Annotated in this window: 14 protein-coding genes and 1 riboswitch; of the genes, 1 reads left to right on the forward strand and 13 read right to left on the reverse strand. The window is 43.1% G+C overall.

Annotated features, from left to right (window positions below):
- Nucleotides 1–6: 6 nt before the first annotated feature.
- From fdhF to LJE72_RS15715, 13 genes are all read right to left on the reverse strand, one after another.
- Nucleotides 7–2,685, reverse strand: coding sequence for a formate dehydrogenase subunit alpha (gene fdhF, locus LJE72_RS15655; protein WP_229248699.1), 2,679 nt, complete (start codon nt 2,683–2,685; stop codon nt 7–9).
- A 55-nt stretch (nt 2,686–2,740) separates the two neighbouring features.
- Nucleotides 2,741–4,537: an NADH-quinone oxidoreductase subunit NuoF gene (nuoF, locus tag LJE72_RS15660; RefSeq protein WP_229248701.1), complete on the reverse strand. Its 1,797-nt coding sequence runs from the start codon at nt 4,535–4,537 to the stop codon at nt 2,741–2,743.
- A gap of 12 nt (nt 4,538–4,549) precedes the next feature.
- Nucleotides 4,550–5,032, reverse strand: a complete 483-nt coding sequence (gene nuoE, locus LJE72_RS15665; RefSeq protein WP_229248703.1) for an NADH-quinone oxidoreductase subunit NuoE — start codon at nt 5,030–5,032, stop codon at nt 4,550–4,552.
- An 11-nt stretch (nt 5,033–5,043) separates the two neighbouring features.
- The gene (locus tag LJE72_RS15670) at nt 5,044–5,643 is read right to left on the reverse strand and encodes a 5-formyltetrahydrofolate cyclo-ligase (protein ID WP_229248704.1); all 600 of its coding nucleotides are present in this window, start codon (nt 5,641–5,643) and stop codon (nt 5,044–5,046) included.
- Between the two features lie 502 nt (nt 5,644–6,145).
- Entirely contained in the window at nt 6,146–7,174 is a 1,029-nt protein-coding gene (tsaD, locus tag LJE72_RS15675) for a tRNA (adenosine(37)-N6)-threonylcarbamoyltransferase complex transferase subunit TsaD (protein ID WP_229248706.1), read from the reverse strand.
- The gene (rimI, locus tag LJE72_RS15680) at nt 7,171–7,638 is read right to left on the reverse strand and encodes a ribosomal protein S18-alanine N-acetyltransferase (RefSeq protein ID WP_229248708.1); all 468 of its coding nucleotides are present in this window, start codon (nt 7,636–7,638) and stop codon (nt 7,171–7,173) included. Before rimI ends, tsaD begins: the two co-directional genes overlap by 4 nt.
- A complete protein-coding gene (gene tsaB, locus LJE72_RS15685) occupies nt 7,631–8,356 on the reverse strand; it encodes a tRNA (adenosine(37)-N6)-threonylcarbamoyltransferase complex dimerization subunit type 1 TsaB (RefSeq protein ID WP_229248709.1) in 726 nt (241 codons plus the stop codon). The genes rimI and tsaB overlap by 8 nt, the downstream gene beginning before the upstream one ends.
- Before the next feature lie 13 nt (nt 8,357–8,369).
- On the reverse strand, nt 8,370–8,843 hold the full coding sequence (tsaE, locus tag LJE72_RS15690) for a tRNA (adenosine(37)-N6)-threonylcarbamoyltransferase complex ATPase subunit type 1 TsaE (protein ID WP_229248710.1): 474 nt from the start codon (nt 8,841–8,843) through the stop codon (nt 8,370–8,372).
- Between the two features lie 301 nt (nt 8,844–9,144).
- The gene (locus LJE72_RS15695; RefSeq protein WP_229248711.1) at nt 9,145–10,332 is read right to left on the reverse strand and encodes an amidohydrolase; all 1,188 of its coding nucleotides are present in this window, start codon (nt 10,330–10,332) and stop codon (nt 9,145–9,147) included.
- A gap of 244 nt (nt 10,333–10,576) precedes the next feature.
- The gene (locus LJE72_RS15700; protein WP_229248712.1) at nt 10,577–12,745 is read right to left on the reverse strand and encodes a Tex family protein; all 2,169 of its coding nucleotides are present in this window, start codon (nt 12,743–12,745) and stop codon (nt 10,577–10,579) included.
- 185 nt (nt 12,746–12,930) lie between these two features.
- Entirely contained in the window at nt 12,931–13,632 is a 702-nt protein-coding gene (locus tag LJE72_RS15705) for a DUF2225 domain-containing protein (RefSeq protein ID WP_229248713.1), read from the reverse strand.
- A gap of 39 nt (nt 13,633–13,671) precedes the next feature.
- Nucleotides 13,672–13,763, reverse strand: a riboswitch (cyclic di-GMP riboswitch).
- Nucleotides 13,764–14,108: 345 nt separating this feature from the next.
- The gene (locus tag LJE72_RS15710; protein WP_229248715.1) at nt 14,109–16,172 is read right to left on the reverse strand and encodes a methyl-accepting chemotaxis protein; all 2,064 of its coding nucleotides are present in this window, start codon (nt 16,170–16,172) and stop codon (nt 14,109–14,111) included.
- 405 nt (nt 16,173–16,577) lie between these two features.
- Nucleotides 16,578–17,747, reverse strand: coding sequence for an aminotransferase class I/II-fold pyridoxal phosphate-dependent enzyme (locus LJE72_RS15715; RefSeq protein WP_229248717.1), 1,170 nt, complete (start codon nt 17,745–17,747; stop codon nt 16,578–16,580).
- A gap of 298 nt (nt 17,748–18,045) precedes the next feature.
- On the opposite strand from LJE72_RS15715, the gene LJE72_RS15720 reads away from it, so the two are divergent.
- Nucleotides 18,046–19,284, forward strand: a complete 1,239-nt coding sequence (locus LJE72_RS15720; RefSeq protein ID WP_229248718.1) for an LL-diaminopimelate aminotransferase — start codon at nt 18,046–18,048, stop codon at nt 19,282–19,284.
- Nucleotides 19,285–19,390: the final 106 nt, after the last annotated feature.

The raw sequence follows: 19,390 nt of genomic DNA on the forward strand, positions 1-19,390 counted from the left end.
TACTAATTAGACTTTTGAAATCTTTACGCCACACACTTTATACTCGTAGGTTTTGGTGACTTTATCATAGGCTCCATTGGTCAAGACGTTAGTCGGTGAATCAAAATAATGAAGGGTCATAAAGACCATACCCACGGGAACTCGTTCCGTAATCATAATTTTAGTTTTAAGCTCACCACGACGGGAAGCGACTTTGACTTGTTCACCGTCTTCGAGTCCAAGTTGTTTGGCATCCGAAGGGTTAATCTCAGCCAACTCTTCCGGAGAATGGGTCTCAAGAGATGGAGAGTGTTGTGTGAAAACATTGTAATGGGAAAGTTTTCGTCCGGTACTGAGTAAGAGTGGATACTCCTCATCCGGTAATTCTGCAGGCAGCTGATTCTCTATCGCCACGAACTGTCCTTTGCCTCGGGTGAATTTCCCCTCATGTAAGAACTTCGTCCCTGGATGTTCAGCATGCGGCACCGGCCATTGCAGACCTTGTGTTCCTAAGCGCTCATGAGTGATCCCAGCAAATTGAGGGGTAAGCTTCGCAATCTCTTGCATAACTTCTTCCGAAGATTGATATTCGAAGGGATAACCCATACGAGTTGCTAATTCAGAAATGATCTCCCCATCTGTCTTAGCATCACCGATAGGTTTAATGGCTTGATTAACCATTTGCACTCGCCGCTCAGTGTTCGAGAATGTGCCTGTCTTCTCAGCATAACTAGCTCCAGGTAAGACAACATCTGCCAACTTAGCTGTTTCGGACAAGAAGATTTCTTGGACTACAAGGAAATCAAGGGCCTGCAGACCTTTGCGCACATGGTTCGCATCGGCATCTGTAATGACTGGATCTTCTCCTAAGACATATAACGCCCGTAAATCTTTACTAACCGCTGCTTCAAACATGTCAGGAATCATAAAGCCCGGATTAGGGTCTAAGGGAACTCCCCAAGCGGCTTCGAATTTCGCCTGCACTTCTGGATTTGCGACCTTTTGGTAGCCGGGATAAACGTCAGGTAGTGCACCCATGTCGCAGGCACCCTGAACATTGTTTTGGCCACGCATTGGGTTGACCCCCGAACTTTCTTTACCGATATTACCGGTTAACATGGCCAGGTTCGCCAAGCTCATGACGTTATCCGTACCACAGGTGTGCTCAGTAATTCCTAAAGTATAGAAGATTTGAGCTCGTTCCGCAGTAGCATAAATTTTAGCGGCCTCTATGAGATTCTCCACGGGAACTCCCGTTACTTTGCTTACTACTTCGGGTGTATATTTTTGCACGGCTTCACGAACTTTTTCAAAGCCTTCTGTTCGTTCTTCAATGAACTCTCGATCTTCCCATCCGTTAGCAAGAATAATGTTCATAATCCCGTTTATCAGAGCAATATCAGTACCCGGACGAAGTCTTAACCAAACATCTGAATGGTCAGCAAGATCGATGCGCCGAGGATCGGCCACAATTAGCTTTGCACCCTTAGCCAACGCTTGCTTCATTTTCGTTCCAATAACCGGATGAGCCTCAGTTGCGTTTGAACCAATTACAAACATTACTTTGGTGTTTGGAATTTCATTAATAGAGTTAGTCATCGCTCCGGATCCAAATGAGGTGGCCAGACCGGCCACAGTGGGAGCGTGTCAAGTCCTGGCGCAGTGATCGATATTGTTCGTACCGATTACCGCGCGCATGAATTTTTGCATAAGATAATTTTCCTCGTTAGTGCAATGGGCAGAACTTAAAGCAGCAATAGAGTTAGGACCGTGGGTCTTCTTGATCTCGCCTAACTTCGTGGCGATTAAATCTAAGGCCTCATCCCATTCCGCTGGAACCAGTACTCCATCTTTCCTGATCAGAGGCGTTGTGAGACGATTATCACTGTAAATCATGTCCATTCCAAAGCGACCTTTGACACATAAAGCTTTGCCATTAACAGGGGCATCCGGATTGGAGGTCACCCCAATCACTTTTCCATCTTTAACATTCAGGTCAAAGTTACATCCAACACCACAGAATGGGCATGTAGTTTGGACTTTCGACACTTCCCAAGGACGTCCTTTACCGACCATTTGCTTCTCTACCAAGGCCCCTACCGGACAGACTGAGACACATGAACCGCAGAAATCACAGTCGGACTCATTATAGGGCAAATTGAAGGCCGGACCCACTTGGGTATCAAATCCACGATGGGAGAAATCGAGAATGCTTTTTCCCTGAATTTCAGAACACGCTTTGATACATTTTCCACACAGGATACATTTATTCTGATCCCTTAAAATGAAAGGGTTCCCACTGTCGATCGGAAGATTGCGTTTCTCCCCTTGATAAACTTCACCGTTTACACCATAGTCATAAGCATACTCTGCTAAAGAACAATCCCCCATCTTCTGGCAAGTCATGCAGTCTAAGGGATGATTGGCTACTAACAGTTCCAAGATTACTTTGCGTGCATTGCGGACTTTAGGATTTTGAGTCTCTACTTTCATGCCCTGTGTTGCCTGTGTCACGCAAGAAGGTGGCAGATTGCGCATTCCTTCGATTTGAACGACACACAAACGGCAGGCACCAGCAGAGGTGAGCTCCGGTGCATGACACAAGGTAGGAATCGGAATATTATTCATGCGACAGGCATCAAGTACGGTCGTTCCCTTAGGAACGCTGACTTCACGTCCATCAATTGTTAATGTAAGCCACTCCAAAGTGTTTCACTCCTCTCAGTTTGTCCATCTCATATGATAGTTTCTTGATCATTTATTAGGCTCGACTAACCGCACCAAACTTGCATTTGTCTATACAGGTTCCACATTTGATGCACTTGTCTTCATCAATGACATACGGAGTATTGGTCTTCTTATCCCCTGAAATGCAATTAGTCGGACAGTTTTTAGCACAGAGGCTACACATCTTGCATTTCTCCACATCAATGGTATAACTCAGTAAAGCTGAGCAATTATGGGCAGGACACTTATGGTTACGAATATGAGCCTCATACTCATGCCTAAAGTATTTAAGCGTTGCAAGAATAGGGTTTGGTGCAGACTGACCCAATCCACATAGGGAGGTTTCTTTGATAGTTAAGGCAAGAGTCTCTAATGTATCAAGATCTTCCTCTTTTCCTTCTCCCTTGGTGATTCTATCGAGGATCTCGTACATCCGCGTGGTTCCCTCTCGACAGGGGGTACATTTCCCACAAGATTCTTTCTTGGTAAAGTTTAAGAAATAACGGGCAATATCCACCATGCAAGTGGTCTCATCCATGATGACAAGTCCACCGGAGCCAACCATTGCCCCAGCTTGCATCAAAGTATCATAATCCACAGAGAGATCGAGCATGTCATCAGGCAAGCATCCACCGGAAGGGCCTCCAATTTGCACTGCTTTAAATTTCTTACCGCCTTGAATACCATCTCCGATGCCAAAGATGATCTCCCTAAGTGTTGTGCCCATCGGGACTTCTACTAAACCTGTATTGTTTACTTTACCGGTCAAAGCAAAGATCTTTGTCCCTTTACTTTTTTCCGTTCCAAATTGACCATACCACTCTGCGCCGTTGCGCAAAATATGAGGAATATTGGACCAAGTTTCTACGTTATTGTTATTAGTTGGTTTTCCCCATAGTCCACTAACAGCAGGAAAGGGTGGTCGAACTCTTGGCATTCCGCGTTTCCCTTCGATGGAAGCAATCAAAGCAGTTTCTTCTCCGCAAACAAAAGCTCCAGCCCCTTCAAACACATTGAGATGAAAATTAAAGCCTGAGCCCAGAATGTTATCTCCTAGGTAACCAGCTTCCTCTGCTTGCCTGATCGCAATTCCCAAATGCTTAATGGCTAAAGGATATTCTGCACGACAGTAAACGTATCCTTCGTCTGCTCCGATGGCATAAGCCCCAATAAGCATTCCCTCAATAACAGAATGTGGATCTCCCTCCAGCACACTGCGATCCATGAATGCACCAGGATCTCCTTCGTCTGCATTACAAATAATATATTTTTTATCACTTGGAGTTGAACGACAGAAACCCCACTTTAATCCTGTAGGGAAGCCAGCGCCACCACGACCACGAAGCCCGGACTTCTTGACTTCTTCCAAGACATCTTCAGGTGACATCTCTTTAAGGGCCTTTTCTATGCCTTTATAGCCATCCCGTGCCGTATAATCCTCAATCTTCTTAGGATCAATTACCCCGCAGTTATGAAGAATTATTCGATGTTGCTTCGCGAAAAACTTAATATCGGCCATTAAACTTACTGGTTTTTGAGTTGTTTGATCGACAAGAAGTAGTCGTTCAACTCGTTCCCCTTTGATAAGCTCTTGCTCAACAATTTCCGCAACATCTTCCCCTGTAACCCGGGTATATAAGATCTGCTGTGGTTCAATAACGAGCGTTGGTCCCTTTTCACAAAACCCTTGACATCCTGTCCCAACGACACTTACAGTTTCTTCAAGTCCTTGCCGCTTGATCTCATCATTTAGAATATCGATGATCGGAAGTGCTCCCGAAGAGGCACATCCCGTCCCTGCACAAACTAGAATCCGTTGGTTCTCAGCCATCCCTTTATCCTCCTACTCGTATTTGGCCAATATCCCGGCAATGCTCTCCGGTAATAATCGTCCATGAACCTCATTATTGATAGATATCACCGGTGCCAGGCCACACGCTCCAATACATGCTATAACTTCCAAGGTAAAGCGACCATCTTCGGTCGTAGCTCCATCTTTAATCTTTAATTCTTTCTCGATCGTTTCAACGATCTTGGCGCCTCCACGAACATGGCAAGCTGTTCCCAAACAGATATTGATTAAATTTCGTCCCACTGGCGTTTGACGGAACTGGGCATAGAACGTGACCACACCATAAATTCTTGCTACTGGAATACGAGTTGCTTTACTGATGTGTTTAATTACATGGGCCGGTAAATACCCATACACTTCTTGGGCTCCTTGTAAAATCGGGATAAGAGGACCATTGCCATGTTTGTGCTTGTCAATAATTTGATCTAACTTAATTTGCTTAGGATCTACTAACTCCTCACACGCAGTGCTCAAAAAAATCCCTCCTATTGAATTCCTATCGTTTCAAAATCGTAGACCGTTTTCTCCGTGATTAATTTAGTCATTTTGGCATCGTGTTCATCAACTGGTACTTGTCCGATAATTTGGCATTCGAAAGCAATCGCAACTCTAGGCGTTGAGGGTTTTATCCGCATAAAAAAGCGATCATAGAAGCCTCCCCCATACCCTAAACGATTCCCTTGCAGATCAAAACCTGCCCCGGGCACAACAACTAAATCAATCTCTAAAGGATTTACTTCATCTTTCGTCAGTTTGGGTTCACGGATTCCCCAAACTCCTGGCTCAAGATCTAATGCCAGATTACTGACTTCGAGTGGAAGAAGTATGCCTTTAGGGGCACAACGAGGTAATATCAGCTTTTTGTTACACGCTATTGTCGCCTCCGCTAAGTCCGTCGTTTCCACTTCATCGCGAAAGTTAAGAAATAACATCACTGTATGAGCCTTTTGGAAGTCCGGTAAATCCCGAAGTTTTTGCTGAATAATTAAACTTTTGGTCCTTCTCTCTTTCTCGCCCAAAACAGCTCGCTGAGTTAAACACGATTTGCGTACTTCGGCCTTCAAGTTCATTTTTTCCTCATTCATCGTAGAGCTTCCCTTTCGGTAGAATCTCGTGCCTTTAAATTAATTCGATTAATATTATCGAAATCCTTCCACTTTAATGAAAAATTTTGATAATATTCTCAATATGCAAACATATCGTCCCCCATATTCATATTATTTACATAAATGAAACAGTATTTCAACCCACAGAGTTATCCACTTATGGAATCTAACTATTTCGGCTTGTCCATAGGTTATCCACATTATCCACAGGACCTGTGGATAATACTATCCCAAACTATCATTTTTTGCGTAAAGCTCTAAAACCGCTATTATGACTTATCTACAGACTTATCCACATTGTCCACAGGCCCACCTTATCCACAGAACATATGATTCATCCTCTGCTCCTCAACCCAGCCTAGACGCATCGTGACATAATCGCGACGTTTTTACGCAACCAAAAAATAGCAAACTATCGTTCAAACTCCTGATGCAGAAGCTTGAACGATAGTTTGTTTGCGTCGTAAAGGTCACTCATTGTCTACACAAGTCCGAGTCCCGGAATCGCGTTAAGGGTCCAAGGGGCAAAATCCCCTTTCAAATAATGATAGTACCCTGCTGTTGCAATCATAGCTCCATTGTCCGTACAGAAAACGGGCGACGGATAAACCAAACAAACACCTTTCTCAGCCAACTTCTGGTCCAGAGTTTCACGCAACAACCTATTGGCCGCAACCCCCCCTGCCAAAAGCAAGGTCTTGACTCTAGTTTCCTTGATAGCATGCAAAGTCTTTCGAACCAGAACATCCACCACTGCTTGCTGGAAAGAAGCTGCAATATCCGGAACACTGAGTGTCTCTCCCCGCATACGGGCAGAATTTAAGGCATTTAAAACAGCAGATTTCATACCGCTGAAACTAAAATCCAAACTGCCCGGCTCTAACATTGCGCGAGGGAAATTAAATGCTTGCGCGTTCCCTTCTTGAGCGATTCTTTGAATCTGAGGACCTCCAGGATAACCCAATCCTAAGGTTCTAGCCACTTTATCCAGTGCTTCTCCTGCCGCATCATCCCGTGTGTGCCCTAAAACCTTATATTGCCCGTGGGCTTCCAATAAAATGAGATGAGTATGTCCTCCCGATACTAACAAGGCAAGAAGCGGAAATTTCAAATCCTGATGCTCCAAAAAGTTTGCATAGATGTGCGCTTCCAGGTGATTAATGCCAATCAGCGGAACTCCAGCCGCATATGCCATTGCTTTAGCTCCTGAAACCCCAACTAATAGGGATCCGACCAGCCCTGGTCCATAGGTTACAGCAATCGCCGATAAATCTCTAAAACTCAGTCTTGCCTCATCCAAAGCTTGTTGCACAACCGGCTGAAAATGCAAGCTGTGTTCACGCGAGGCAATTTCCGGCACAACCCCTCCATACTTCTGATGTGTGGTTATTTGCGAAGATATGACATGACTTCGCAAATCTCTTCCGTTCAACAAAACGGCCGCTGAAGTCTCATCACAGCTCGTTTCAATCCCCAAAATTACAACATCGCTCTTTTGACTCTCCGTCATATCTTATTCACTTCCATTCCTAAATCAGCCCACATTATCAGTGCATCTTCTCCAGTATCAGCATAGTATCCTTTGCGAATCCCCGCTGTGGCAAAACCTAATCGGCTATATAAAGACTGTGCAGGGCTATTCGATTCCCGAACTTCAAGTGTCATCCGTTCCATACCTTCTTGCACCATTTTCTCCATCACGAAACGCATTAGAAATTCTCCCCAATGCTTCCCTCTATAGTTTGGAGCAATAGCCACGTTTGTAATATGACCCTCATCCAAAATAAACCATAATCCCATGTAACCGATTACCTTATCATCCAACTCCAAGCAAACATAACGTGCATACTCATTATCTTTTAGTTCTGCTTTAAAAGCCTGCAAAGACCAGGGCGTAGAAAAAGAGGCAATCTCAATCTCCATAATTGCCTCGAGATCATCCATAAGCATGGGACGTATAATTCCGTTACTCATGTCCCTCGCTCCTCCGCGCTTCCTCTTTCTTCGCCCAATTAACCTCCGCCTCAGAAAAGCGGATGTAATACGGCTCAACCCTTTCTCCTTCGCCCGTTTCTTGCCATCGTTGCCATACTGCACTTACAGCATAAGCACCACGAGGTAAACTTATGTACTCCGGTAAAATCACCGCTCGCTCGCCCAGTACTTCCTCTATACGCCCCTTAGCTTTCTCCGCCGCATCTCCAACGAAACAAATAGAACGGTCTAATCTCTTTAGATATTCCAACCATTTATCTATAGGCATGGCCTGTGGCGAAGTTAAACAAGCAGCCTTTTCAGCTCCTCGCGTCCAGTTATAACGCGCCGTATACCATTCATTCTTGCGTGCATCCAAAATGGGAACAACATCTTCCATTCTTCCCTTACCAGCCCAAGCTAAGGCATCCAAAGACACTACGGCAATCAGCGGGAGCTTCAGAACCTGTGCCAATCCCTGTGCTGTAGCGATTCCAATCCGAATGCCGGTGAACGAACCCGGCCCACGCACTACGCCGATCATATTTAATTCCTGAAGTGTCCAGTCTGCAGCTTTGAGCAGTTGATCCAGCATAGGAATAATACGCTCTGAATGGGTCTTTGTAGTATTTAAAAAACCTTCGCCAACTAGTCTTTTATCTTCACCTAAAGCCACAGCTGTAACTTTTGTGGTTGTATCTATCGTTAAGTACTTCATCTGCATCCTCCTATTATTTGAAGAGAAACTCTAAACGTTGCTCCCAACTGGAGTCTTTAGCATGAAAGATAATCTCACGGGGCATTTCTCCACTTCCACGAATCTCAACATTTAAACAGTCATCCGGCAAATAATCCTCTGCAATTTCTGGCCATTCAATTAAACAAATTGCATCATCCACGAACGCATCTTCAATCCCGATGACTTCAGCTTCTTCCGGGTGTCGCAATCGATATAGATCCATGTGAATTAAACGGATCTTAGTACCTTTTATAAGGCTCTCATATTCATGTATCAAAGTGAAGGTCGGGCTGGTCATAGGGCCGACGACACCTAACCCTTTGCCAATTCCTTGGGCAAAGGCCGTTTTCCCGGCACCTAAATCTCCCGTCAGCCCAACCACATCTCCACCAAGCAAACACTCACTTAGTTGTTTCCCCAACTCCTGGGTTCGCTCAAAGGTTAAACTCGTAACTCTATAATCCATTTCTATTCCCCCTGATACAATAACACTATTATTGTATCCAAAGACATTCGCCCCCCAAACTCCAAAAACAATTCAGAGTTATGCCTGCTGCTTAAACCCAAGCAAACTGCTCTGCCAGAAAAAATACAAACTTATACAACCCTTATCAAGTTAAGAATAGGTGCCGTTTAAAGAAACAGGCAGTTTTGCCTTCATTAATTTAACACTCCATTTCAGTCAGTCCCCAGTTCTCCCCTCTGAAATGCTGTCATGATTGGAGAAACCCCAGATCACTGGACATGAGATTTCCTGCAATTCCCAATTAGTTCATTCCGTCTTCTTTAGATTCGGGTTTTACAATCTTCCCGTCTACGATCACGAAGAGCGGGCTAGCCGTGATTATAAACGGATGTTCTGACCAAATAACAATATCTGCATCTTTTCCAACCTCAAGAGACCCAATGCGGTCGGACACACCTAAGATTTCTGCCGAATTGATGGTAATGGCTCGTAATGCATCTTCTATATCCATCCCTGCCTTACACGCTAAGGCCGCACAGAGGGGAAGTTGTTCAATTGGCGTGACAGAATGATCGGTCATAATCGCAACCTTTACTCCCGCTTCAGCTAAAATGCCAGGAGTTTTAAAAGACTTATCTTTAAGCTCAACTTTTGCACGATTGGTTAGCAAAGGCCCTACCACAGCCGGATACCCCAGTTCAGCAAGCTCCTCCGCAATTTTGTGCCCTTCAGTGCAATGTTCAATAACTAAGTCCACGTCAAATTCACGGGCAATTCGAATTGCAGTCATAATATCATCTGCACGATGAGCATGTGCCCGAAGAGGAATTTCGCGATTAATCACCCTTACAAGGCCTTCTAAACCCAAATCTCGCTCGGGAAGTTTATCAGGATCTGATTTACCTTGGTCTAATTTATCCTTATATGTCTGAGCATCCACTAAGGCTTGACGAAGTAATGCTGCAGTTCCCATCCGAGTCATGGGCATTTTCTTCTGTTCACCGTAAACCATTTTGGGATTTTCTCCAAAGGCTATTTTCATACCGGCAGGATCACGAACAATCATTTTGTCCACGATCTTCCCAGCTGTTTTCATGACTACCCCTGTTCCTCCAATCACATTGGCACTCCCAGGCACAGTAAATACTGCCGTCACTCCACCTAAACGTGCATCGCGAAAACCTTCATCTTCTGGGTTAATTCCATCAATTGCCCGCATGTCCGGAGTCACCGGATCGGTCATTTCATTAAAATCTTCCCCTTCCCAACGAAAGATTTCTTCGCCAATCCCCACATGACAATGTGCATCAATCATCCCTGGCAACACTAGGCAACCTTTAGCATCGATCACTGTTGCATCTCCATGAACATCCATATCTGCAGTTTCTCCGAGAGCAGCTATTTTCGCTCCCTCAATTAGGATATACCCCATAAACTCTCGCCCGGTCATAGTTTTAATCAGACCGTTCTTAATTAAAAGCCTCTTCATTTTATTGTCACCTTTCCACTTGCAAGTGTTCAGTAAAACGTTTTTTAACCCATCTCACATTTTAGTAGACTTTCATCCCTCCTTTGGGCTTACAGGGTGAAATTCTACACTTGCCAAAATAATACTAAAACGTTTATTAGATTATTATAACAGACTCAAGTCCATATCACACACGGGATTGTGAGCAACATTTTTGCGATATCATAAAGACGCTTGGCTTTCACCGAGCGTCTTATTGCAACAATTAAACGGACGTTACCTTCGCCAAAATATCCCGCATAGATAGACTCACTCGGTCTCTCACCTTATCGAGTCCGATCACACGCACCTTGACTATATCACCTACTGCAACAGCTTCCATAGGGTGTTTAATAAATTTGTCACTCAACTGGGAAATATGAACGAGACCATCATGCTTAACACCGATATCTACGAACGCTCCAAAATCTACGACATTTCGCACGGTCCCCTCTAAAATCATCCCTTCATTAAGATCTTCCATATGAGTGACATCTCTCCTCAGTAACGGTCGCGGCAAATCCTCCCGGGGATCTCTGCCGGGTCTTTGTAAGGCATCTAAGATATCGCGAACAGTCGGAACTCCCGCTCCGAATTCTTCAGCAAGCTCTTGAGGATCTAGAACAGAAAGTTTCTTTCGGACTTCAGTGAGGCGATCTCTCAAATCCCCTGGGGTATGTCCGATACTTTTTAAGATGTCTTCAGCCAACTGATAAGATTCCGGATGAACAGGCGTATTTTCCAAGGGATTAACCCCATCCGGCAGACGAATAAATCCAGCACACTGAATATACGTTTGGGCTCCAAGTCGAGGAATTTTCTTAAGTTGATCGCGCCGGCTGAATTTCCCATTTTCATCCCGCCAGGCAACTATATTTTTAGCAACCGCAGGCTTTAACCCGGCCACGTATTGCAGCAGAGACGCTGAGGCGGTATTTAAATCAACACCTACAACATTAACACAAGATTCTACGACCCCGTGCAGGGATTCCTCTAAACGTTTAGGTTGTACATCATGCTGATATTGCCCTACTCCAACCGCTTTCGGTTCAATCTTTACCAATTCAGCCAAGGGATCTTGCAGCCGTCTGGCAATAGATACTGCACTCCGCAAGGAAAGGTCGAATTCTGGAAACTCTTCTCCTGCCAACTTCGAAGCAGAATATACAGATGCTCCTGCTTCACTCACCAAGGTGAATTCAACGGAAATCCCATCCTCCTGAATCATTTCCGCTACAACCTCTTCTGTTTCTCTTGAAGCTGTTCCATTTCCAATCGCAATTATATTGGCATCATGCTCTTGAATAGCCTTCCTCAAAATTGCTTTTGCCTCTTCGCGTTTGTCCTTTCCCGTATGCGGATAAATGACACCCACTTGATGTAACTTTCCCGTCTCATCCACAACCGCCCACTTACACCCTGTCCGAAACCCAGGATCAAGTCCTAAAACCATTTTTCCGCGCACGGGAGGTTGCAATAAAAGCTGACGCAGATTGGAAGCAAAGACTTTTATGGCTTGTTCTTCTGCTTGAGCAGAAAGTTTAGCTCTCATTTCCCGCTCAATTGACAAGTCAATCAATCGCTTATATGAATCTAGGGCAGCTTTTTGGACCAGAGAAGCACATGGTCCTGTTTTGACATACCGCATTTCAATAATTCTATGTATAGTTTCAAGCGGAGCTTCAATCTTGACAGATAAAAACTCTTCTTTTTCTCCACGGTTCAACGCCAAAATCCGATGAGGAGGGATCTTTCGAACAGGCTCCCGATAATCATAATACATTTCAAAAGGAGAGCGCTCTTCGGCTTTCTTCGCTACAGCAACAGCTACCACATCCCCAACTCTGAAGGTTTCTTCCCTTATCCTTTTACGCAAGGCAGCATCATCTGCAATGGTTTCTGCTATAATATCCATCGCTCCAGCTAAAGCTTCCTCAGTAGAATTAACCTCTAACTCCTCATTCAAGTACTTTTCCGCTTCTGCTTGAGGATCTCCTCTGGTATATTGAACTAACAGCCACTCCGCCAAAGGTTCAAGGCCCTTCTCTTTGGCAATTGTAGCCCGTGTGCGGCGCTTCTGCTTATAAGGTCGATAGAGATCTTCGACATCTTGAAGCACCGTCGCACCAGTAATTTGAGTCGACAGTTCTTCTGTAAGCTTCCCCTGCTCGTCAATAAGGCGCAGCACTTCCGTTTTACGCTGTTCCAAGCGTCGTAAATAGTCTAAACGATCAACGATATCACGCAACACATTTTCATCAAGCTCACCTGTTGCCTCTTTACGGTAACGGGCAATAAAAGGAATCGTATTTCCCCCATCCAATAGGTTGACAGCCTCTTTGACTTGATTTATCTTCAGACCAAGTTCCTTAGCAATGACAAGATTGAACTCCAATGATAACTTCCTCCCTAAACCTAATTACAAGCTTAATACAGACATTCTTATCTATTATACCATTGTTCTCCAACCGAAGAAATCTCAAACACTTCTATTCAAATTTTTGGGATGCGCTTGCTAAAGGGAAAGCTGTGGAAGAGTCTTAATACCCTGCCACAGCTTTAAATAATCTCTATAATTCCTTAAGACTTTGGATTTTCCTTGCGAAGCTCTTCCACAGCCACTCTCCACTGTTCTCTCGCCAAATTAACAATCTTCGTTTCTCCATCAGCATCTTTATGTTGTATGATTTTAGAAAAATAAGAGACAGCCTTTTTGTACTGTTCCAAACGCCGACTTAGTTCACCGATCATGAATAAAACTCTTATTTCAGACATTGAAGTATCCGCAAAATCTGAGTGAACAAAGGATTCTTCATAAGCCTTAAGGGCTAAGACTAAGAATCGCTTTTCTTGCTCAGTATTATCTTCAGTCCGATAAAGCCAAGCTAAACGCAAGCAAAGACCTGCCAGCACAGCATTTTTTTCATTTTTGAGAGTGCCTGCTAGAATAGCAAGTTTATAGGATTCTAGCGCTTGTTGAAGATCCCTTTCCTCACCAAAGTTCCTTTTTTTCCAATTATTGGCAATTTGAGAATTTATAAGTTCTTTAGAACCTAATGGAAATTGCTCTGAAAATTCTTCAGAAAAAGCGAAACCACACTCAGGGCAAACATTGACGAAATAATAGTGCGGATTATAATTTCCTTCTCGAAAATGAGGGCAAAAATCACTGTCGGTTCGATATGGAACTGAAAAACGCGAACGAACTCTCTGTGTAATAAACGGCGAACCGCAGTAAATACAAGTTAGTTTCTTCTCATAAAATGCATTGACTGAAGTCATTAACAGGCCCCCTTGTATCTTGGATATATTTATTCACATTTCTGCAACCCGGCTATCGTGAAAATACAAAGTACTTCCTTAACCCCGTGGCTTTGCGTCACTACCTTTCGATAGATTTGCCTATGATGTTCGTAATTGATTTTATTAATATAAATCTGAAAATCATATTCTATAGAATTCGACAGTAAAAGTTGTATTCCTTTAGCATTCCTAAAATTCCCTTAAAAATCTTGTTCCTCAACGCTCAAGAAACCCTCCGTACTTATTAGAGTCGGTTTTTAACATTTTCCTCCACCTATACACTTTGAATTTTAGTATTCTTGACATTATGGATTATATTTATTTAAATCTGCCCTAACAAAAAAGCATGAGTCAGGACTGCATCTTGACTCATGCTTTCGGAGGATATATTTTGAGTATACTTTTAAAGAAACAGTTCCCCATGTGGACAACATGATTTATTAAGAGGCACTAAACTATAATTTAAACATCGTTACACTGCCCTGAAAATCTGTTGCCATTTGGGCAAGAGAGGTTGCTGACCTACGAATTTCCTCCATGGAAGCACTCTGTTCTTCAGTACCTGCGACCACATTTTCTAGGCTACCTGATATTTCTTTGGGAATATTTGCAACATCGAAGATGGATGCAACAATAGTCTCAGTATTTGCCCCAACTTTCTGAACCACATCGGCTACAGCTTGTGCCTGTTTCGAAAAGTCGTTGACTCCTTGCAGGATATCTCGAAATGCTTCGCCAGCCGAATTAACCATTGTAATCCCTTCATGTACTGCAATCGTTCCATCATTCATTGTCATGACTGCTTTCGTTGTTTCCTTTTGAATTTCATCAATCAAAGCACTGATCTTTCCAGCTGCATCACTTGATTGTTCAGCAAGCTTTCGGACCTCTTCTGCAACAACAGCAAACCCTCTTCCCTGCTCCCCTGCTCGCGCTGCTTCAATTGCCGCATTCAAAGCTAGTAGATTTGTTTGAGCGGCAATATTGGTAATTAGGGCTACTATTTGACCAATTTCTCCTGATTTACTCCCAAGAATATTTACAACATCGGCGGCTTCAGTGACTTTATCTCCGATTGATTGCATCTCATTGACTGCTTTTCTAACTACGCTATTACCTATAGCAGCCTTTTCTGATGTTTGCCGAGACCCTTCCGTAACCTTTTGGATATCGTGAGTTATCATTTGCATATGCACTGAAACTTGTTGAGCCGAATCTGCTGTAGCATCAACACCCGCTAGTTTTTGCTTCACCCCATCAGATACCTCCTGAATGGAGTATACTATTTGTTCAGTTGTTCTGCTGCCCTCATCCGCACTTGCTGTCAGCTCTTCCGCCGAGGCTGCTAATTGCTGAGAGCTATTAACAATTCCTTCAATAATCCCCTTGAAATTATCCATCATTTTGTTGAGATTCTCGGTCATTTGTCCGAATTCATCATTCGAACGAACGACTATATTTTGGCTGAGATCCCCTTGAACGATAGTCGCCGCGAACTGATTAACCGTTTTTATATTTTTAACGATATATCGACTATATAAGAAAAGTACTGTGCCAGTTACGACAATTGCCAGCCCAATAAGAATCAACATCTCATTTAATAGAGCCTTTAACGGAGCTAATAAGTCAGTCTCTGAAACATCAATTGCGAGAATCCAGCCAAACTCCGGAACTTCTTCATAATAAATCTGCCTAGCACCGTTGTCATTGTATCCAAACGTCCCGGTTTTCTCAACCATCATGTTCTTGGCTGCTTCCTGCAAGCTAAGGTTCTCTTCTTCCGTGATTTTAATATTCATGATCTTTTCTGGGTTGGGATTCGCCAGATACATTCCTTCCTTATTTAAAAGATAAATATCCGACTCAATATCTAAGTGAATATCCGTTATTAATTTTTGCAAAGTAATAAAGTCGATCCCACCTGTAATGGTACCCTTAAAGTTCCCATTATCATCATAAAATGGGACGTTATCAGTTAATATAGTAGCATTGGTACCCTCATCATAATATGGATCAGTCCAAATCGATTTCTCTGATATTCCTTTGCTAATCGTATACCAAGGTTTGGTAGGAAAGTCATATTTAGGATCAGCGAATTCATTCGTAAACACTACTTTTCCATCTTTATCCTTAAAAACATAGGGACCGAAGTATTGAGTCTCCTTATTATAGGCATAAGGTTCATACCAAACACCCGCTCCAAAGGTTACATTATTAGCTGTTATGATTTTCTTTAGTAAACTTGCGTACTCGTCTGCAGTTATTCCATTTCCAACGGATTCTACAGTACGTGCCAATCCTTGAAGCAAGGTATCATGGGCTGTTAATTGTTTCTCAATATCCTTGATGGTTCCATTTAGCTGAGCAGTCATTTTATTTTGAATCTCATCTTTTAGCAGAGTCTCTGAATACTTGTAGCTAACCATAGACATGGCCACTAGAGTTAATAATACCAGGGGTAATATTGTCAGCATTGTCTTTCCACCAACAGACGAACCATTAAATAATCTTTTAAACATACCCTTCATCTCCATTCATATGTATATTTAAATATTGTGCTGTAGCAATTTACCGATAAAGACAGACGTTGATTTTTCAGATTTATCCCTCCAATCGCATTAAGAGAAAAATGCCTACCTGCCGAACTTTCAGCAGATAGACATTTAGAAAGTATACTCTTCAACCCAACTTATCGATTTACAAAGAACTACCCTCAGACCTGTTGCTTGAGTCCCTACCTTTTGATAGGATTGAGAATTTCAAACTTTGAATTTGCTGATTTTTTTAGGTAATTCGACAGAAAAGATTATTTTCCTTTTATTTAGGGGTAACCAATTCTTATACCCCCTATAACCAAACATACTAAAAAGCAACATGACAAGTTGCCATATCGCCAAAAGAGATTCTTATCAACTGTTCTATTTCTAGCTCTTCTTAAAAAACTGCTGAATTCGCTGTACCGCTTCCTTCAGTACGCTTTCATCTTGAACCAAAGCTACCCTTACAAATCCTTCGCCATGTTCCCCAAAGGCCACCCCAGGGACGACGATCACCCCGGCTTCCCGAGCCAAATCCATGGCAAAGGATACTGAGTCTTGTTCTGTAGGAACAGGTGCCCAGACAAACATCGAACCTTGTGGCATCGGCATTTTCCACCCTGCAAAAGCACAACCTTCAATCAAAAGATCCCGTCGTCTCTGATACGCGTTCTGATTATCTTCAATCGATTCTTGGCCATTATTGAGCGCATAAGCGCCTACAGTCAATACTGGAGCAAAGACACCATAATCGATATTTGACTTGAGTTGTGAGAGGTTTCCAATGACATCCGCATTTCCTACGGCAAAACCCAACCTCGCCCCCGCTAGGTTATATGTCTTTGAAACAGAATGAAACTCAATTCCGACCTCTTTTGCCCCTCGTGCTTGTAAAAAGCTTACAGGCTTAAAACCCTCAAACGCCAGTTCGGAATATGCTGCATCATGACAGATCAGCAGATCATACTCTTTTGCAAAATCTACAACCTTTTCAAAAAAAGATAGATTTGCCACAGCTGCCGTTGGGTTGTTGGGATAATTCAAAAACATCAGCTTCGCCTTGCGGGCCAGATCCGGATCAATCTGCTTTAAGTCAGGTAAGTATCCATTCTCCTCCAGAAGTGGGATAGCAACTTTCTTCCCTCCCGCCAGCATTAAACCAGCCGTATAAATTGGATATCCCGGATCAGGAACAAAGGCTAGATCACCAGGATCGATATAAGCTAGAAAAATGTGAGCAAGTCCATCCTGAGAACCCATTAGCGGCAAAACTTCCGTTTCAGGATCCAAAGCAACTCCAAACCGTTCTCGATACCACTCGGCACAGACCTTTCGAAATTCTTCTGTTCCGCGGGTTAAAGTATATCCATATTGGTTATCATCAAGAACTGCCTGACTCAAAACATTGCGAATTTCCAGGGCAGGGGCACGGTCTGGACTTCCAATACTAAGATTAATCAGATTATTTCCCGCTTTTTCCAATTCTCTTTTCAAATTATCCATTTCTGTAAATACAGAGGCACCTAAACTTTCCAGACGTATTGATGGTATTTGCATTCTTACACTCCGTTCTGTATTCTTGTCTTAATAACTATAACTCTAATCTCTTTTTTATGGCTAAACAGAAGCTGAAATAACATCTTTTACTTTAGCATTAATTAATGATGCCTACTTATTTTATCACGTTAACTGCATGCTCATAAAGCAAAATCAATAAATCAATAAATTTCCTTAAGTCCTTTTGCCGGAAGAACTGAATGATCCATGAAATTATGCTATAATATTAGAAATTATTTTATTTGAGACTACGTTGATTTAAAGCTATGTGGATTAAGAAGGGAGATCAAATCAAGTTATGGCACTAATGAACGAGAATTATCTAAGGTTGCCTGGAAGTTATTTGTTTTCAGAAATTGCTCGCAGGGTGACTCAATTTAAAAACGAAAACCCAGATGCAGATATCATTAGATTAGGGATTGGGGATGTAACCCGTCCACTTCCTCCTGCAGTCATAGAGGCAATGAAAAAGGCTGTCGACGAAATGGGGAAGGCTGAAACCTTCAGAGGGTATGGACCAGAGCAAGGGTATGACTTCTTGATCGAAAAAATTATAGAAAACGATTATAAAACCCGAGGAGTAGATTTCTCTCTTGATGAAGTCTATGTCAGTGACGGGGCGAAGAGCGATACCGCAAACTTTCAAGAGATTTTCGGTGCTGGCAATGTCATGGCAGTCACTGACCCGGTGTATCCTGTTTACGTTGACAGTAACGTGATGGCAGGACGCACGGGAAATTTCAATGCTGAGAAAGGACAGTATGAAAGTATTGTCTATCTGCCGTGCACCGAAGAAAATGGAATGAAACCCCCCTTCCCTACGACTCATGTAGATATGATTTACCTTTGCTTTCCAAACAATCCGACAGGGATGACCTTAAACAGAGCAGAGCTAAAACAGTGGGTTGACTACGCACGGGAGAATAAATCGATAATTCTTTACGACTCGGCTTATGAATCTTACATACGTGAAGAAGAAGTTCCACGCACCATCTATGAGATTGAGGGGGCTCGTGAAGTCGCAGTAGAGTTCCGAAGCTTTTCCAAGACAGCGGGCTTCACCGGAACACGTTGCGCATATACTGTTGTACCAAAGGAAGTTATGGTCTACGATTCCGAGGGTAACCCTCATAGCTTAAACAAGTTATGGCTGAGAAGACAGACTACAAAGTTCAATGGTGTCTCTTATCCTGTGCAAGCCGCTGCAGCAGCGATATACACCCTGGAAGGAAAAAAGCAGGTTAAAGAAACCATTGATTACTACATGGAAAATGCTCGAATCATCCGAGAAGGTCTAACCAAGGCGGGCTACGAAGTATTTGGCGGGATCAATGCCCCCTACATCTGGATGAAAACCCCCAATAAAATGGGCTCATGGGAATTTTTCGACAAGCTTATGAAAGAAGCAAATGTAGTAGGAACGCCAGGAGCAGGCTTTGGCGCAAATGGCGAAGGATACTTCCGCCTGACGGCCTTTGGGACCCGAGAGAATACGGAAAAAGCCATCGAGCGAATTAAGACGAAAATGAGTAGTTAAATCATAGAAACTGTTAAAAAACTGTCGTTAGGTTATACCTAACGACAGTTTTTTATGATCATAATTATTTTCCCACTTACCTTAGGTTCTTTTTACTCCACCCCCG

Origin of the sequence: Desulfosporosinus shakirovi (assembly GCF_020595055.1) — a bacterium.
Classification (GTDB): domain Bacteria; phylum Bacillota; class Desulfitobacteriia; order Desulfitobacteriales; family Desulfitobacteriaceae; genus Desulfosporosinus; species Desulfosporosinus shakirovi.

Coding starts and splice junctions, on each gene's coding strand:
- LJE72_RS15720 (WP_229248718.1), top strand. CDS start 18,046: ATGGCACTAATGAACGAGAATTATCTAAGGTTGCCTGGAAGTTATTTG.
- LJE72_RS15715 (WP_229248717.1), bottom strand. CDS start 17,747: ATGCAAATACCATCAATACGTCTGGAAAGTTTAGGTGCCTCTGTATTT.
- LJE72_RS15670 (WP_229248704.1), bottom strand. CDS start 5,643: ATGAATGAGGAAAAAATGAACTTGAAGGCCGAAGTACGCAAATCGTGT.
- tsaD (WP_229248706.1), bottom strand. CDS start 7,174: ATGACGGAGAGTCAAAAGAGCGATGTTGTAATTTTGGGGATTGAAACG.
- LJE72_RS15705 (WP_229248713.1), bottom strand. CDS start 13,632: ATGACTTCAGTCAATGCATTTTATGAGAAGAAACTAACTTGTATTTAC.
- LJE72_RS15710 (WP_229248715.1), bottom strand. CDS start 16,172: ATGTTTAAAAGATTATTTAATGGTTCGTCTGTTGGTGGAAAGACAATG.
- tsaB (WP_229248709.1), bottom strand. CDS start 8,356: ATGAAGTACTTAACGATAGATACAACCACAAAAGTTACAGCTGTGGCT.
- nuoF (WP_229248701.1), bottom strand. CDS start 4,537: ATGGCTGAGAACCAACGGATTCTAGTTTGTGCAGGGACGGGATGTGCC.
- LJE72_RS15695 (WP_229248711.1), bottom strand. CDS start 10,332: ATGAAGAGGCTTTTAATTAAGAACGGTCTGATTAAAACTATGACCGGG.
- rimI (WP_229248708.1), bottom strand. CDS start 7,638: ATGAGTAACGGAATTATACGTCCCATGCTTATGGATGATCTCGAGGCA.
- tsaE (WP_229248710.1), bottom strand. CDS start 8,843: ATGGATTATAGAGTTACGAGTTTAACCTTTGAGCGAACCCAGGAGTTG.